Here is a 14,775-nt window from a genome sequence, read left to right on the forward strand (position 1 = left end):
GCATGCCGGCCGATCCCGACTGCATCTTCTGCAAGATCGTCGCGGGGGACCTCCCCTCGACGACGATCGCCGAGACCGAGCGCGCGATCGCGTTCATGGACATCAACCCGGGCACCCGCGGGCACGCGCTGGTGATCCCGCGCGAGCACTCCCGCGACCTGCTCGAGATCGCGCCCGACGACCTCGCCGCCTGCGCGTCACTGGCCCAGGAGATCGCCGGGCGGGCGAAGGACCGCCTCGGCGCCGACGGGGTGAACCTCCTGAACTGCTGCGGCGCCGACGCCTGGCAGACCGTCTTCCACTTCCACCTCCACGTCATCCCCCGCTACAAGGACCAGCCCGAGAAGGACGCGCTGCGCCTGCCGTGGGTGCCCGCACCGGGTGACATGGACGACATCGCCGCTGCCGGAAAGGAGCTCTCGTGAGCACGAAGGAGTTCGGGCCCGTGCGCCTGGAGCAGGACGGGCCGCTCGCGGTCCTGACGTTCGACGCCCCGCCGCTGAACCTGTTCACCGAGGCGATGATCGACGGCTTCGGCGCCGCGGTCGCCGAGCTCGTCGCCGCCCCGCCGCGCGGCGTGCTGCTGCGCGCCGAGGGCAAGGTCGTCAGCGGCGGCGTGGACGTTCACACCTTCGACGGGCTCACACCCGAGCAGGGCGCCGACCTGTGGGACCGCTGGCTCGTGCCGATCCAGCAGCTCGAGGACCTGCCGTGCCCGACGGTGTTCGCCGCCCAGGGGCTGTGCCTGACCGCCGCGTTCGAGATCTCGCTCGCCTGCGACCTGCTGCTCGCCTCCGAGAAGGCGAAGTTCGGGCTCGTGGAGATCGTCGTCGGCCTCACGCCGAGCATGGGCGGCCCGCAGCGGCTGGCCGAGCGCGCCGGCCCCGCCCGCGCGAAGGAGCTCATCTACACCGGTGAGCTCTACGACGCCGCGACGCTCGCGTCGTGGAACGTCGTCAACCGCGTGCTGCCGCTCGAGGGCTTCGACGAGGCGGCCCGGGCGTTCGCCCGCCGGATCGCCGAGGGCCCGACGAAGGCGCACGCGGCGACGAAGCTCCTGGTCGGGGCCGGCGTCCGGCAGGACCCGCGCGCGGCCGACGCGATCGTCGGCGAGGTCAGCGGTCCGCTGTTCGCCACCGAGGACCTGAAGAACGCGGTGCGCTCGTTCCTCACCGACGGCCCCGGGAAGGCGACCTACGAGGGCCGCTGAGCCGCGCGCGTGCCGGTCGCGCAGCACGGGTCCGTCCGGATCCACTACCGCGACGAGGGGGACCCCGCCGGGCCCCCGCTCGTCCTGATCATGGGGCTCGGCGGCAGCGGCAACGCGTGGTGGCGGCTGCTGCCGTCCCTGCAGGACCGGGCGCGCCTGCTCGTCATCGACAACCGCGGCACGGGGGAGAGCTCCCCGATCCGCGGGCCGCTGTCGCTGCGCGACCTCGTCGCCGACGTCCTGGCGGTCATGGATCACGCCGAGGTCCCCGTCGCCGACGTCCACGGCGTCTCGATGGGCGGCATGGTCGCCCAGCACCTCGCGCTCGACCACCCGCAGCGGGTGCGCTCGCTGCTGCTCGGCAGCACGACCGCGCAGGCGCGCTCGGGGCCGCCGCCGTGGCGGCTGATCGGCAGCAGCGGCCTGCGCCCGCTGCTCGGGCCCGGCCGCTCCTGGCCGGTGATGTCCCGCGTCCTCTACGCGCGACGGACCTTCGAGGAGGCGCCCGAGCGGATCGCGCAGGACTGCGACCTGCGCCTGCGCGACGGCACCCCGACCGTCACGATCGCCGCGCAGCTGCTGGCGATCGCCCGTCACGACGTCCGCGCGCGGCTGGCCGAGCTCGGCCGGTTCCCGGTCACCGTCGTGCACGGGGACGAGGACCGGCTGGTCGCCCCGGCCCGCGGGCGCGCCCTTGCAGCGGGCATCCCGGGCGCCGTCTTCGTCATGATTGGGGGATGCGGCCATCTCATGACGACCGACGCCCAGGAGCCGACGGCGGACGCCGTGCTGGCGCACCTGGACCGGGTCGCCGTCCGCGGCACACCCGTCGGCTGATCGCCGGCACCGCCGTCGCGAGCCTCCTGACCGGCGTCGCGGTGGCCGCCGTCTCGACGAAGCCCGTGGTGCTCACGGACTCGCGCACGGACGCGGCCGAGGGCGCGATCGACCTGCGGCGCGTCCAGCTCGGCAAGGCGCCCGACGGGCGCCTGCGCGCGGCGATCACCGCGTCGGAGGCGTTCACCGCCGAGGACCTCGTGGCCGAGAAGGGCGGGCCGCCCGGCTCGATCTGCCTGCGGCTCTACACGGTGACGACGGAGATCGAGCGCAGCATCCCCGAGCACCTCGCGTGCGTGACGGCCGACGCCGCCGGGGAGAAGCTCCGCGGCAGCGTCCTGAAGGAGCGCGCCAACGACCTGCCGACGCGCACCGGGACCGTCTCGGTCTCCCGCTCGAGCGACACGACGATCGTCCTGCGGTTCTCGCAGAGCTCGATCGGCAAGCCCGCCAGTGTGCGCTTCTCCGCCGAGGCGACCCGCCCCGGCTGCGTGCGGACGAGCTGCGTGGACGCCGCGCCCACGCCGCCGAAGGTCGGGACCTTCACGCTGCGTGAGCCGGCGGCGACCACGAACCGTCCGTAGCGCCTAGCGGCGGCGCTTCTGCGCGCTGCTGCGCTTGTCGCGGCAGACGCCGTGCCCGCCGCCGCTGTGCCCGCCACCGCCACCGGTCCCCGGGGTGGGCGTGGGCGTCGGGGTGGGGGTCGGCTCCGGGTCGGGCTCCGTCGTGGCGGTCGTCGGCTGCCGGTAGGAGCCGGAGAACGCGGACTGGGCGACGATCTCCTGGGCGCCCGAGCCGTCGATCGCCGCGTGCCAGAGGCCGAACAGGAAGTCGGCGTCCGCGTCCCGGTCGTAGACCAGCGACGCGCCGTCCGGGGCGTAGTCCGGCAGCTGCTCGTCCCCGGTGGAGTTCGTCACGTTGCGCAGCCCGGTGCCGTCGGCGCGGATCTCGTAGATGTCCGAGCCGGAGGCGTCGAAGCCGTAGAAGAGGAGCTTGGAGCCGTCGGGGGACCAGCGCGGACCCCAGGAGCTCCAGTCGAACGCGGCGGTGAGGTACCGGACGTTCGTGCCGTCCGCGTCGACGAGGCCGAGCCGGCCGCGGTCGCTGAACGCGATCGTCGAGCCGTCGGGGGAGAACGCGCCGTCCTGCTCGAGCGCGTCGGGCGTGCTCGTGACCGCGGTGAGGCCGGTCCCGTCCACCCCGATCGTGTAGAGGTCGTTGCGGTACGTGAAGAGCACCGTGTCACCGCTGGGGTGGAAGCTCGGCTGCCACGCGTCGTCGGTCGGGTCGGCGGGCGCGAACAGCACGGTGCGGTCCCCGCCGGCGAAGGCGTCGATCTGCACGGCGTGGTTGTCCTCGTCGTAGACGACCGCGGTCTCGTCCGCGCTGAGGGCCGGGTTGTCGTAGTAGTGGTCGCCGACCACCGGGGAGATCCGCGCCAGCGCGCCGTCGCGGTCGTTGCCGGACCAGACCTCGCCGCCGCGGTGCAGGACCAGTGCGTACGGGCCGCTGCTCACCGGCGGGCCGCTGGGCGTCGGGGTCGGCGTCGGCGTGGGGGTCGGGGTGGGCTCCTCGCTGTGCGGCGGGCGCCAGCCGTGGCCGTGGCCCTGGCGCGGGCTGCGGCGCAGCTCCCGGCTGCTCGTGCAGCGCAGCCCGGCGGCGCGGTAGCGCGACGCCCAGCGCGACGAGGTCGTCGAGCAGCGGTAGTCGGTGGTCGTCGGGCAGGTCGGCAGCGCGCTGCGGGCGCCGGACGGCTTGCACAGGGCGCCCCGGGAGGAGCCGTAGGTCGCCGAGGCGGACGGGGCGAGGGTGGCGACGGCAAGCAGCGTCAGGGCGACGACCGTCGTGGACAGGGTGCGCGCCTTCCGTGCGCGGTGCATGGCAGCCTCCGTGGCTCGGGATCGCTCCTCTCCTCGGCGCGCGGACCGCACGACCCGACCCCCCGCGGACGGATGGCCGCCGGGCGCCTCCCCAGAAGTCGGGAGTCAGCGTCCGTAGCGGCCCAGGCCCCGCACCGCGAGCGCGCCGAACGCCGCCAGCAGCAGGCCGAGCGCCAGGAACGCCGGCCAGGTGTCCGCCCAGGTGACGTCGCCGACGAAGCCCTGGCGGACCCCTTCGAGGACGAGCGTGACGGGGTTGACCGTCGCGAACGTCTCGAGCCAGCCGGCCAGCAGCTCCTTCGGGGCGTAGGCGGTGGAGAACAGCACCGCCACGAAGTTGCCCATCTGCATCAGCGGCGCGGCCTGCTGGGAGCGGAAGCGCAGCGCGAGGATGACCCCCCAGCACGCCATCAGGCAGGCGAACCCCATCACGAGCGGGACGGCGACGAGCAGCCCGTCGATCCCGGGGAAGTCGACGCCGAGCGCGAGCGCGACGCCGAACAGGAACGTGCCGGGCAGCATGGCGCGCAGCCCGGCGCTCGCGATGATCCCGGCGAGCAGGGCCGCGCGCGGGGCGGGGCACAGCAGCAGCCGGTCGAACCAGCCCTGCTCGATGTCGCGGGCGAGGTTGACGCCCGTCGCCGCCCCGGTGAAGCCCGCACCCTGGAGCAGGCCGACCGGCACGATGAAGGTGAGGAAGTCGTCGGAGGTGAAGCCGGGCAGCTCCGCGGCCTTCCCGAAGACGCTCGCCAGCCCGACCATGAAGATCGTCGGGGCGAGCACCCCGGGGATCGCGGCGCCCGGGACGCGGGTGATCTCGTTCAGCGCCCGCAGGACGAGCGCGCGGACGACCATCAGCTCGGCGGTCATGCGTCCCGCAGCCTTCCGCGCAGCGCCGCGACCGAGAGCGCGATGCCGCCCGCGGCGACCAGCGCGGCGGCAGCGAGCCCCTCCAGGAACGGGGTCGCCGACAGGTCGGAGATGATCGGGTCGCGCATCCCGTCGGCGATGTAGCTCAGCGGGTTGTAGCGGGCGATCGTGTCGGCGGGGCTGGAGAGCAGATCGCGCGGGAAGAACGCCGAGCTGATGAACAGGACGACGAACACCAGGGGGAAGATCCCCTGGACCGTGCTCGCGTTGCGGGCCCGCAACGCCAGCGTCGTCCCGATCGCGCCGAAGCCCATGCCCGCGACGACCCCGATCAGGAGCACGGCGAGGAAGCCGAGGACGCCGCCCTGGATGCTCGCGCCGAAGACGAGGCCGAGGACCGTGAAGTAGACGATCTGGATCGCGGCGAGCGCGCCCGCCGCGGCCAGCCGGCCGAGCACGATCGCCGCCCGCGGGATGGGGGAGGCGACGAGGCGGTCGAAGAAGCCGCCCTCGATCTCGAGCGCCAGGGCGATCCCGGCCGCGACCCCGCCGAGCAGCAGCGACTGCGTCATCGCCGCGGCGAGCTGGAAGTCGAGGAACCCGTCGACCTGCGGGAACCCGGGGAGGTCGGTCGTGCGGTTCAGGCCGCCGGTGTTCACGGCGAGGAAGAGCGTCGGGAAGATCAGCAGCGGCGCGAGGAACTGGGGACGGCGGAACGCGTTGCGCAGGGCGCGACGGGCGAGCGCGACGACGGCGCGGATCACGCCGGGGTCTCCGCGGCCGGGGCGTCGGTGCCCTCGAGGTGCCGGCCGGTCTTCTGCACGAACACGTCGTCGAGGCTCGGCTCGACGACCTGGAGCGCCGCGACGGCGATGCCGGCCTCGTCGAGCGCCCGGACGACCGGGGCGATCGCGGTCGCGCCGCCGTCGACGGCGAACGACAGATCGGCGTTCTCGGTCGAGGGTCGCTCGTCGCCGAAGCGGGCGAGGATCTCGCGCGCCTGCGCCAGCCGGTCCTGGTCGACGACCGACACGTTCAGCCGCGGCCGGTCGATCTCCGCCTTGAGGCTCGCCGGGGTGCCCTCGGCGACGAGGCGGCCCTGGCTGATGATCCCGACGCGGTCCGCGAGCTGGTCGGCCTCCTCGAGGTACTGGGTGGTGAGGAAGACCGTGGTGCCCTCGGCCTTCAGCCGTCGCACCTCCTCCCACAGCGTCAGGCGCGAGACGGGGTCCAGGCCCGTGGTGGGCTCGTCGAGGAACAGGACCTCGGGCTCGTGGATCAGCGCCATCGCGAGGTCCAGGCGGCGGCGCATGCCGCCCGAGTACGTGCCGACGCGCCGGTCCTGGGCCTGCTCGAGCCCGACGCGCTCGATCAGCTCGGTGGCACGCCCGGCGACCGTGCGCGGCGGGATCCCGTGGAGCGTGGCCTGGAGCTCGACGAGCTCCCGGCCGGTCATCAGCAGGTCCAGCGACGCCTCCTGCAGGGCGACGCCGATGCGCCGGCGGACCTTCGCCGGCTCGGTGGCGACGTCGTGCCCGGCGACCGTCGCCCGCCCGCCCGTGGGCCGCAGGAGCGTCACGAGCATCCGCACGGTCGTGGTCTTCCCGGCACCGTTGGGGCCGAGGAACCCGTACACCTCGCCCGCCGCGACCGCGAGGTCCACGCCCGCCACCGCCTTCAGGCCGTCCCGGTACTCCCGCTCCAGCCCCACCGTCTCGATCGCGCTCATCCCGGCGGCGAGTCTATTGCGCCCGCAACTTCCCGGCGGTCGTATCCGCACCTTCCGGCGACGTGTCGTGTTCAATGGGGCGTGATGAAGCGTTCGACGAAGGTCACGGTGGCTGCGGTCGCCCTCGCGCTCGCCGTCCCGGCGGCCGCCCTGGGCACGCTCGACGAGGTGGGGGTCCTGCAGGGCACACCGGCCCCCGCGCCCTCCTGCCCGGACCGTCCGTGCCAGGCGATCCCGAAGACGACCGGCTACCAGGCGAAGGTCGACACGAACCGCAGCGTGCACGTCATCCCCAAGGACGGGCGCATCGTCGCCTGGACGATCACGCTCGGCAAGCCGGGCAAGGAGCAGACGAAGTTCTTCAACGAGGGCCTCGGCGGCGAGCCGCAGGCGCAGATCACGATCCTGCGCCCCGGCAACAAGCTCTACTACCGCGCGGTCGCGCAGGGCGAGCCGCAGAAGCTCTCCAAGTACTTCGGGCAGACCGTGCAGTTCCCGCTCGAGCGGTCGATCCCGGTAAAGAAGGGCTGGGTCGTCGGGCTCACCGTGCCGACCTGGGCGCCCGCGCTCGCGGTCAACCAGCCGGGCACGACCTCGTGGCGCGCGAGCCGCGGCAAGGGCAAGTGCAACGACTTCGACCGGCAGACCGCGCAGACGAAGGAGATGGGGATCTCCCAGTTCTACTGCCTGTACCTCACCGCGCGGCTGACCTACTCGGCCACGCTCGTCTCCACGCCCTGATGCCCAACGCGACGGCCGCCGGGGCGCTCCCGCCCCGGCCGGACCTGTCGCGCTGGATGATGGGCGTCGGCTTCCTGCTGACGCCCACGCGGTTCTTCGACGCCTGCCACGCGCGCTGCGGCGACTGGTTCACGCTGCGGCCCGCGCCCGGCCGCACGCTCGTCGTGACCGCCGACCCGGACGCGGTCCGCGAGGTCCTGCGCGGGGACCCGGACGTGCTGCACGCCGGGGCGGGCAACGCGGTCCTCGCCCCGGTCCTGGGCCCCGGGTCGACGCTGCTGCTGGACGGCGCCGAGCACCTGCGCCACCGGCGGATGCTGCTGCCGCCGTTCCACGGGGACCGGCTGCGCGCGAGCACCGCCGTGATGGAGGAGGTCGCGGCCCGCCACGTCGCCGCGTGGCCGCGCGGGCAGGCGGGGCCGGCGCTGCCGCGGATGCAGGCGCTGACGCTCGAGATCATCGTCCGCACGGTCTTCGGCGTCGAGGACCCGGCGCACGTCGCGCGGGTCGGGGCGCCCCTGCGGCGCGTCCTCGCGCAGGTCGGCACGCGCGGCCGGGTCGTGGCGCTCGGACTCACCCAGGGCCGCCACGCCGGGCCGCTGAGTCCCTGGCGGCGGTTCCTCGCGGCGCGTGCGGCCGCCGACGCCGTCGTCACCGAGGAGCTCGCCGCGCGCCGTCACGCCGCTCCCGGGCAGGACGTGCTGTCGCTGCTGCTGCAGGCCCGCGACGAGCACGGGGAGGGCCTCACCGACGCGGAGCTGCGCGACGAGCTCATGACGCTGCTGATCGCCGGGCACGAGACGACCGCGACCGCGCTCGCCTGGACGGTCGAGCGGCTCGTGCGCCACCCCGACGTGCTCGCGACGGCTGTGGCGGAGCGGCGTGCGGGCGGCCATGCGTACCTCGACGCGGTGATCCGCGAGACGCTGCGGCTGCGGCCGGTGGTGCCGGCGGTCGTGCGGCAGCTGCGCCGCGACCTGCGCCTGGGCGGCTGGGACCTGCCGGCCGGCGTGCACGTCGCCCCGTCGATCTACCTCCTGCACCGCCGCGCGGACCTGTACCCCGAGCCGCTGGCGTTCCGACCGCAGCGGTTCCTCGACGCGGCGCCGTCGTCGTCCACGTGGATCCCGTTCGGCGGCGGTGTGCGCCGCTGCCTGGGGGCGAGCTTCGCGCTGCTGGAGATGCGGGTGGTGCTCGGCGCCCTGCTGGACGCGGCGCAGCTCGCGCCCGCCCGCGGTGACCGGGCGGGGGAGGGGACGACGCGGCGTGCGATCACGTTCGCGCCCGCCCGGGGCGGACGCATCGTCCTGCGCTGAGCCGCGGCCGTGCGGGCCGCGCTACTGGTCGCAGGCCCCGGGGTTCTGCGTGCAGAAGTCCTGGAAGCCGCCGGCCTCGCTGCCGGTGCCGCCCGCCGTTCCGCCGCCCGCACCGCCGGTCCCGGCACCGCCGGTCGCGGGGGTCGGGGTGGCCTGCGGGACCGCGGTGGCCTGCGGGGCGGGCGTCGCCGCCGCACCGCCGGTCGACGGGGTGCTCGGCGTGACCGTCGTGCCGTCGTCCGTGGACGTCGTGCCGGTCGTGTCGGTCGTCGTCGTGCCGTCGTCGGCGGTCGTGCCCGTGTCCCCGGTCGGGGCGGCGGGCAGCGTGCCGGAGCCCTCGCCGGGCGGCACGAGCTCGGGGGCGGAGGAGGGGACGACGTCCCCGGTCTGCTCGCTGCCGCCGCACGCCGTCACGCCGAACGCGGCGGCGACGAGCAGGGCGACGGCCGTCGAGCGGCGCGGCATCAGCTGGCGGGCGCCATCCGGCGGCCGCAGGTGGGGCAGTCGTTGAGGTCCTTTTGGGCGAGCTGGTCGCACCAGGGGCAGAAGCGCAGGTTCTCCACGGCCCAGGGCAGCTTCGACTTCGACGGGGCGAGCGGCAGCACCTTGCCGAGCACCTCGAGCTCCTCACCGGTCTCGCGGTCGCGATAGACGGTGTTGGGCTCGGCCTCGAGGAAGATCTCCCGTCCGGTGGACGGCGTCCGCAGTCGGTAACGCTGGCTCATCGTGCCCGGACTCTACCGCGGACGGCCCCGGTGACGCCCCGTGCGGGGCGTCCGGGCGCGCTACTGGACGGTGAGCGTCCCCTCCATCCCGGCCTGCCGGTGACCGGGCACCGAGCAGTAGTAGGTGTACTTGCCGGGCGCGAAGTCGGCGGTGAAGCCCGCCTCGCCGCCCGTCACCTGCTGCGACTCGCCCTTGCCGTCGATGACGATGTCGTGCGGGACCGAGGACTCGTTGGGCATCTTCACCTCGAGCGACCCGGCGGGCGCCTGCGCGGTGGCGTTGACGTAGAGGAGCTGGCCGCCGGGGTCGGCCGGGATCGTCAGGACCCCGTTCTCGGCCACGGCGGGCTTGTCGGAGGCCGAGGACTTGACCGCCGTCGCGAGCGCGCCGCCGTCCTTGCCGCCCGCGGCCGCGACCGCCGCCACGTAGGAGGCGATGTCGCGGGCGCCCTCGTCGTCGACGAGGTCCCGCGGCATGACGCTCCCGATCTGCGGGTGCTTGATCTGCTGGTAGACGACGCCGCGCACGCCGTCGCGGCCGAAGCCGTCCTTCAGCGGGCGCTTGAACGCCTCGTCGAGGTTGGGGCCGGTGACGCCCTTGGTGTCCGCCCGCCCGAGGATGTGGCAGGAGCCGCACTTGGAGACGAACAGCTGCTTGCCCGCGACCTGGTCGTCCCCGTTGTTGTTGACCGAGCAGCCGGACGCGAGCAGCGCCCCGCCGAGCAGGGTGCCGAGCAGGAGCGGACGCACGGTGCGGGAGAGCGGGTTCACGGACGGTCCTCCGGGCGCAGGGTTCACGGGTCGCGGGCGGCTCACAGCGCCCGGCCGAGCAGGACGAGGGCGATCACCACGGCGGCGACCGCCGCGGTCAGCAGGAGGAGCCGGAACGCGGCGTCCTCGGACTTCAGCGGGTTCATCACGGCGCGCGGCTCCCCCTAGACCACGTAGATCGTCGTGTAGACCACGATCCACATCACGTCGACGAAGTGCCAGTAGATGCCGGGGATCTCGACGCCGCGGTGGTCGTCGGCGCTGAAGTGCCCGCGGAACGCGCGCAGCGTCACGATCCCCAGGAGCAGCAGGCCGATGAACACGTGCGCGCCGTGCAGGCCGGTGAGCCCGTAGAAGATCGAGCCCTGCGCGTGGTCGTGCGGCGCGAACCCGATGTGCACGTACTCGTTGACCTGGATGAACAGGAACGTCAGGCCGAGCAGGAACGTCGTCAGCATGCCGACGCGGAAGCCGCGGTGGTTCCCCGCCTTCAGGGCGGTCTCCGCCCAGTGCAGGGTCAGGGACGACGACAGCAGGATCGCCGTGTTCACGCCCGCGATCGCGACCGGGAGGTGATCTCCCTCCGGCATCCAGGCGCCGTCCTGCACGACCCGGATGAAGAAGTAGGCCGTGAAGAAGGCCCCGAAGATCATGATCTCCGAGATGATGAACAGGAGCATCCCGAGCATCGCGGGCTCGGCCCGCGAGCTGCGGTTCGCGGGCGGCGGTCCGTGATGGTGGTGGTCGTCGTGCCCGTGCCCGGGGGCGGCGGGGATCGCGGCGGCTTCCATACGCTGGCCTCTTCCTGGGTGGGTCAGGCCACGGCGGGGGCCGCGACGCTCGACTCGACGTGCTCGACCGGCAGGCCGGTCGCCTTGCGCACGCGCTCGATGAGGTCGGCCCGCAGCCAGCCGGAGCGGGTGGCGGGCAGGGTGGACACGACGATGTCGTCGACGTGGAAGAACTGCAGCGCGTTCATCGTCGCGGTGTACGGGTCGGGGTCGCCGATCATGCCGGCGCCCCGCAGGCCCGCCTCGCGGATCCGGTCGACGAGCTGCGACAGGCGCGCCTGGGCACGCTTGACCGCGACGCCCTCGCCGCCCTCCTGGGGGACCACGGCGATGAAGATGCGGTCGCCGCCCTCGGCGAACTTCTGCCGCAGCTGGTCGACGAGCTCGTCGCGGCTGGCGGTGCGGTTGGCGACGACGAGCGTGACGGCGAACGGCCGGCCCTCGCGCTCGAGGTCGACGACCACGTGGTCGACGGGCAGCCCGGAGGCGTCGGCGATCCGCTCGATCAGGTCGCGGCGCAGCCAGCCCGAGGAGGTCGCCGGGTGGGTCGCGACGATGATCTCGTCCGGGTGGTGCTCGGCGATCGCGTCCATCGTCGCGGTGTACGGGTCGGGGTCGCCGACCTCGCCGATCGAGTCGATGCCACGCTCGCGCAGGTACGCGCGGGCGAGGTCGACGCGGACCTGCGCGGCGTCGTAGACGGCGTCGTCGTAGATGACGTTGCCGTGCCGGGGGTTCGTGCGCGGGATGCAGAAGACCGCGCGGAACTCCTCGCCCGCGTCGATCTTGGACTGCACCCGCTCGACGAGCGGGGTGCCGCCGAGGGTCTCGTTGGCCACGACGAGGATGGTCTTCATGCGCGTGCTACTCCTTGCTCGGCTGGGCTGCGGTCCCGGCGGGTGTCGGTGCGACCTCGGCCCCGTCGTGCAGGATCCCGTGGACCGCTCCCGGGATGCCGTACTCGTACGGGCCGCCGACGACCGTGGGGATGCGGTCGAAGTTGAAGACGGGTGGCGGTGAGGTGACCTGCCACTCGAGCGTGAGGGCGCGCCACGGGTTGCTGACGGCCCGCGGGCCGCCGCGCCAGGACACGACCATGTTGTAGACGAAGATCAGCGTGCTGAGGCCGAGCGCGAACGACGCGAGCGAGATCGCGAGGTTCCAGCCCGCGTACTTCTCGGCGTAGTCGGCGACGCGGCGCGGCATGCCGTCGACCCCGATGAGGTGCATGGGGGCGAAGGTCGCGTTGAAGAAGACGAACGTCGACCAGAAGTGCAGCTTGCCGAGCCGCTCGTCGAACATGCGGCCGGTCATCTTCGGGAACCAGTAGTAGACCCCGGCGTAGATCGTGAACAGCGAGCCGCCGAAGAGGACGTAGTGGATGTGGGCGACGATGAAGTACGTGTCGCTGACGTGGATGGTCAGCGGGATCATCGCGAGCATCACGCCGGAGATCCCGCCGAGCGTGAACATCGTCAGGAAGCCGAGCGCGAACAGCATCGGCGTGTCGAGCTTCAGCACGCCGCGCCACATCGTCGCCAGCCAGCTGAAGATCTTGATCCCGGTGGGCACCGCGATGATCGCGGTGGTGATCATCATCGGCACGCGGATCCAGCTCTGCATGCCGCTGACGAACATGTGGTGCGCCCACACGGTGAAGCCCAGGACGACGATCGCCAGCAGCGAGAACGCCATCATCCGGTAGCCGAAGATCGGCTTGCGGGACTTCACGGCGAGGATCTCGCTGATGATCCCGAAGCCCGGCAGCATCATGATGTAGACGGCCGGGTGCGAGTAGAACCAGAAGACGTGCTGGTACATGAGCACGTCGCCGCCGCCGGCCGCGTTGAAGAAGTTGAAGCCGAGCGCGCGGTCGAGCAGGACGAAGAATTGCGACGCGGCGATGAACGGCGTGGCGATGACGACGAGCAGCGACGTCGAGAAGTTCGCCCAGACGAGCAGCGGCATCCGGAAGAAGCTCATCCCGGGGGCGCGCATGGTGATGATGGTCACCAGGAAGTTCAGGGCCGTGGCGATCGATGACGCCCCGGCGAACTGCACCCCGATGGTGAAGAACACCTGGCCTATCGGCGCGCTGTTGGACAGCGGGGCGTAGGCGGTCCAGCCGCTGGCGAACGAGCCGCCGGGCGCGAAGAACGAGGCCATCATCAGCACGCCGGCGACCGGCAGCAGCCAGAACGACAGGGCGTTCAGCCGCGGGAACGCCATGTCCGGCGCGCCGATCATCAGCGGCAGCACGTAGTTCGCGAGGCCCGCGAACACGGGGATGATGAACAGGAAGATGAGGATCGACGCGTGGACGGAGAACAGCCCGTTGAACGTGCCGGGATCCACGAACTGGCGGCCGGGCTGCGCGAGCTCGGCGCGCATCAGCATCGCCATCAGGCCGCCGACCAGCAGGAAGAAGAACGACGTGACGACGTACTGGATCCCGATGACCTTGTGGTCGGTGTTCGGGTAGAAGTAGCTCTTCCAGCTCGTGGCGCCGTGGCCGGAGTGGTCCTCGGGCCGGGCGGGCCGCCCGGAGGCCCAGTAGAACCAGTAGTCGAAGCAGCCGAGCCCGACGAGGAAGAACAGGGGTGCGGCGATCAGCGCGACCTGCAGGACGGCCTCGCCGTCGAGGACGGGGTCGTAGCCGAGGCCGGCGCGCGCGCCGAGCGAGAGGGCGTAGGCGAAGGCGATGCCCAGGCCGGTGAAGAACGTGGCCCGGGTCCAGCCGGCGTGACGGAGCGAGTCGGGGAGCATCAGGCGCACCTCACTTCTTGGTCGCGTCGGCGATGTAGCGGACGAGCGCGTCGAGCTCGGCCGGGGTCAGGGTCTCGGCGTAGTTGGCGGGCATGATCCCCTCGCCGAAGCCGTCGGTGATCTTCGCGTTGGGGTCGACGATCGAGGCCTTGATCGCGGCGGCGTCCTGGCCCGCGAGCGCCTCGTCGAGGTTCGGTCCGGTCGCCCCGCTCGTGCCCGCGTCGGCGAGCGCGTGGCAGGCGCCGCACGCGGTGGCGCCGGTGGCGCCGACGCCCTGGGTGAAGACGGCCTTGCCGTCGGCCGAGGCGGTCTGGCCGCCGGCGCCGTCGGCGGCCGGGGCGGCACCGGCGGTCTGGCGCTCGGTCATGCGCTGCATCCACGCCGCGTACTTCTCGGGGGGCAGGACGTGCGCGCTCTGGCGCATGAAGGCGTGGCCGAGGCCGCAGAGCTCGGCGCAGACGACGGGGTAGATCCCGGTCTTCGTGGGGGTGACGCGGTAGTTCGTGGTGATCCCGGGGACCGCGTCGATCTTCATCCGCCACTCGGGCACCCAGAAGTCGTGGATGACGTCCTTGGAGCGGACGTCGAAGCGCACGCTCTTCCCCTGCTCGACGTAGAGCTGGTTGGTCGAGAACTTGGTGCCGTCGGCGCCGGTGTACTCGAACGTCCAGGTGAACTGCTCGCCCGTGACGGCGACCCGGTTCTCCTGGCCGCTGGCGGGCGCCTCCTCGATGTTGGAGAGCACGACCGCCGCGTAGCCGCAGAGCGTCACGAGCATCAGCGCCGGGATCGCGGTCCACACGACCTCGAGCTTCGTGTTGCCGTGGATCGGCGGGCCGTCGAGGTGCTCCTCGCCGGGCTTCTGGCGGAACTCGCGGGCGCAGAACAGGACGACCGCGGTGACGCCGACGAAGATCGGCACGGAGCAGATGACGAGGACGTCCCAGAGGGTGTCGATGTCGTCCGCCTGGGTGGATCCCTGGGCCGGGAACCAGTCGATCCAGAGGCCGATGAGGATCCCCACGGCCGACAGGACCAGTCCGATCGCGGCCGTGAGCAGGATCGCTTCACGCCGCGGCTTGCGCGTCTCTCCACCCATTGGGCCGACCATAACCAGATCGGCCGACGCAAAGCAACAG

17 protein-coding genes are annotated in these 14,775 nt (G+C 72.8%); 6 read left to right on the forward strand and 11 right to left on the reverse strand.

The window, feature by feature from the left end; translation table 11 throughout:
* Window positions 1–2: 2 nt before the first annotated feature.
* Genes GKE82_RS23020 through GKE82_RS23035 form a run of 4 tightly spaced genes read left to right on the forward strand, consistent with a single transcriptional unit; the run spans window position 3 to window position 2,631 of the window.
* A complete protein-coding gene (locus GKE82_RS23020; RefSeq protein ID WP_107570077.1) occupies window positions 3–425 on the forward strand; it encodes an HIT family protein in 423 nt (140 codons plus the stop codon).
* The gene (locus GKE82_RS23025) at window positions 422–1,210 is read left to right on the forward strand and encodes an enoyl-CoA hydratase/isomerase family protein (RefSeq protein WP_309233780.1); all 789 of its coding nucleotides are present in this window, start codon (window positions 422–424) and stop codon (window positions 1,208–1,210) included. Before GKE82_RS23020 ends, GKE82_RS23025 begins: the two co-directional genes overlap by 4 nt.
* A gap of 9 nt (window positions 1,211–1,219) precedes the next feature.
* Window positions 1,220–2,047 (forward strand): alpha/beta fold hydrolase, encoded by an 828-nt coding sequence (locus tag GKE82_RS23030; protein ID WP_107570075.1) that lies wholly within the window; start codon window positions 1,220–1,222, stop codon window positions 2,045–2,047.
* Between the two features lie 41 nt (window positions 2,048–2,088).
* Window positions 2,089–2,631 (forward strand): hypothetical protein, encoded by a 543-nt coding sequence (locus GKE82_RS23035; RefSeq protein WP_107570074.1) that lies wholly within the window; start codon window positions 2,089–2,091, stop codon window positions 2,629–2,631.
* A 3-nt stretch (window positions 2,632–2,634) separates the two neighbouring features.
* Here GKE82_RS23035 and GKE82_RS23040 read toward each other — a convergent pair whose 3' ends face one another.
* From GKE82_RS23040 to GKE82_RS23055, 4 genes are all read right to left on the reverse strand, one after another.
* Entirely contained in the window at window positions 2,635–3,927 is a 1,293-nt protein-coding gene (locus GKE82_RS23040; RefSeq protein WP_154734894.1) for a PD40 domain-containing protein, read from the reverse strand.
* Window positions 3,928–4,032: 105 nt separating this feature from the next.
* Entirely contained in the window at window positions 4,033–4,797 is a 765-nt protein-coding gene (locus tag GKE82_RS23045) for an ABC transporter permease (protein WP_154734895.1), read from the reverse strand.
* Window positions 4,794–5,561: an ABC transporter permease gene (locus GKE82_RS23050; RefSeq protein WP_107570071.1), complete on the reverse strand. Its 768-nt coding sequence runs from the start codon at window positions 5,559–5,561 to the stop codon at window positions 4,794–4,796. Before GKE82_RS23050 ends, GKE82_RS23045 begins: the two co-directional genes overlap by 4 nt.
* Window positions 5,558–6,526, reverse strand: coding sequence for an ATP-binding cassette domain-containing protein (locus GKE82_RS23055; RefSeq protein ID WP_107570070.1), 969 nt, complete (start codon window positions 6,524–6,526; stop codon window positions 5,558–5,560). Before GKE82_RS23055 ends, GKE82_RS23050 begins: the two co-directional genes overlap by 4 nt.
* Before the next feature lie 84 nt (window positions 6,527–6,610).
* Here GKE82_RS23055 and GKE82_RS23060 point away from each other — a divergent pair, with 84 nt between their 5' ends.
* Together GKE82_RS23060 and GKE82_RS23065 are read left to right on the forward strand one after the other, a co-directional pair.
* Window positions 6,611–7,267 (forward strand): hypothetical protein, encoded by a 657-nt coding sequence (locus GKE82_RS23060; RefSeq protein ID WP_154734896.1) that lies wholly within the window; start codon window positions 6,611–6,613, stop codon window positions 7,265–7,267.
* Window positions 7,267–8,583, forward strand: a complete 1,317-nt coding sequence (locus GKE82_RS23065; RefSeq protein WP_154734897.1) for a cytochrome P450 — start codon at window positions 7,267–7,269, stop codon at window positions 8,581–8,583. Before GKE82_RS23060 ends, GKE82_RS23065 begins: the two co-directional genes overlap by 1 nt.
* A 21-nt stretch (window positions 8,584–8,604) precedes the next feature.
* Here the strand turns inward: GKE82_RS23065 and GKE82_RS23070 are convergent, their stop codons facing one another.
* From GKE82_RS23070 to coxB, 7 genes are all read right to left on the reverse strand, one after another.
* A complete protein-coding gene (locus GKE82_RS23070) occupies window positions 8,605–9,048 on the reverse strand; it encodes a hypothetical protein (protein ID WP_154734898.1) in 444 nt (147 codons plus the stop codon).
* Window positions 9,048–9,308 carry a hypothetical protein gene (locus tag GKE82_RS23075; protein ID WP_230316264.1) on the reverse strand — a complete coding sequence of 87 codons (261 nt, stop codon included), beginning with the start codon at window positions 9,306–9,308 and terminating at the stop codon, window positions 9,048–9,050. The genes GKE82_RS23070 and GKE82_RS23075 overlap by 1 nt, the downstream gene beginning before the upstream one ends.
* 60 nt (window positions 9,309–9,368) lie before the next feature.
* A complete protein-coding gene (locus tag GKE82_RS23080) occupies window positions 9,369–10,079 on the reverse strand; it encodes a plastocyanin/azurin family copper-binding protein (protein WP_146175405.1) in 711 nt (236 codons plus the stop codon).
* A 164-nt stretch (window positions 10,080–10,243) separates the two neighbouring features.
* The gene (locus tag GKE82_RS23085; protein WP_107570065.1) at window positions 10,244–10,870 is read right to left on the reverse strand and encodes a cytochrome c oxidase subunit 3; all 627 of its coding nucleotides are present in this window, start codon (window positions 10,868–10,870) and stop codon (window positions 10,244–10,246) included.
* Between the two features lie 23 nt (window positions 10,871–10,893).
* Window positions 10,894–11,727, reverse strand: a complete 834-nt coding sequence (locus GKE82_RS23090) for a hypothetical protein (RefSeq protein WP_107570064.1) — start codon at window positions 11,725–11,727, stop codon at window positions 10,894–10,896.
* A gap of 7 nt (window positions 11,728–11,734) precedes the next feature.
* Window positions 11,735–13,636: a cytochrome c oxidase subunit I gene (ctaD, locus tag GKE82_RS23095; protein WP_107570384.1), complete on the reverse strand. Its 1,902-nt coding sequence runs from the start codon at window positions 13,634–13,636 to the stop codon at window positions 11,735–11,737.
* 10 nt (window positions 13,637–13,646) lie between these two features.
* Window positions 13,647–14,735 carry a cytochrome c oxidase subunit II gene (gene coxB, locus GKE82_RS23100; protein ID WP_158276882.1) on the reverse strand — a complete coding sequence of 363 codons (1,089 nt, stop codon included), beginning with the start codon at window positions 14,733–14,735 and terminating at the stop codon, window positions 13,647–13,649.
* Between the last annotated feature and the right edge of the window lie 40 nt (window positions 14,736–14,775).

It is taken from the genome of Conexibacter sp. W3-3-2 (assembly GCF_009707605.1).
GTDB classification, from domain to species: domain Bacteria; phylum Actinomycetota; class Thermoleophilia; order Solirubrobacterales; family Solirubrobacteraceae; genus Paraconexibacter; species Paraconexibacter algicola.

Coding starts and splice junctions, on each gene's coding strand:
- GKE82_RS23020 (WP_107570077.1), top strand. CDS start 3: ATGCCGGCCGATCCCGACTGCATCTTCTGCAAGATCGTCGCGGGGGAC.
- GKE82_RS23040 (WP_154734894.1), bottom strand. CDS start 3,927: ATGCACCGCGCACGGAAGGCGCGCACCCTGTCCACGACGGTCGTCGCC.
- GKE82_RS23045 (WP_154734895.1), bottom strand. CDS start 4,797: ATGACCGCCGAGCTGATGGTCGTCCGCGCGCTCGTCCTGCGGGCGCTG.
- GKE82_RS23055 (WP_107570070.1), bottom strand. CDS start 6,526: ATGAGCGCGATCGAGACGGTGGGGCTGGAGCGGGAGTACCGGGACGGC.
- GKE82_RS23060 (WP_154734896.1), top strand. CDS start 6,611: ATGAAGCGTTCGACGAAGGTCACGGTGGCTGCGGTCGCCCTCGCGCTC.
- GKE82_RS23065 (WP_154734897.1), top strand. CDS start 7,267: ATGCCCAACGCGACGGCCGCCGGGGCGCTCCCGCCCCGGCCGGACCTG.
- GKE82_RS23070 (WP_154734898.1), bottom strand. CDS start 9,048: ATGCCGCGCCGCTCGACGGCCGTCGCCCTGCTCGTCGCCGCCGCGTTC.
- GKE82_RS23075 (WP_230316264.1), bottom strand. CDS start 9,308: ATGAGCCAGCGTTACCGACTGCGGACGCCGTCCACCGGACGGGAGATC.
- GKE82_RS23085 (WP_107570065.1), bottom strand. CDS start 10,870: ATGGAAGCCGCCGCGATCCCCGCCGCCCCCGGGCACGGGCACGACGAC.
- GKE82_RS23090 (WP_107570064.1), bottom strand. CDS start 11,727: ATGAAGACCATCCTCGTCGTGGCCAACGAGACCCTCGGCGGCACCCCG.
- ctaD (WP_107570384.1), bottom strand. CDS start 13,636: ATGCTCCCCGACTCGCTCCGTCACGCCGGCTGGACCCGGGCCACGTTC.
- coxB (WP_158276882.1), bottom strand. CDS start 14,735: ATGGGTGGAGAGACGCGCAAGCCGCGGCGTGAAGCGATCCTGCTCACG.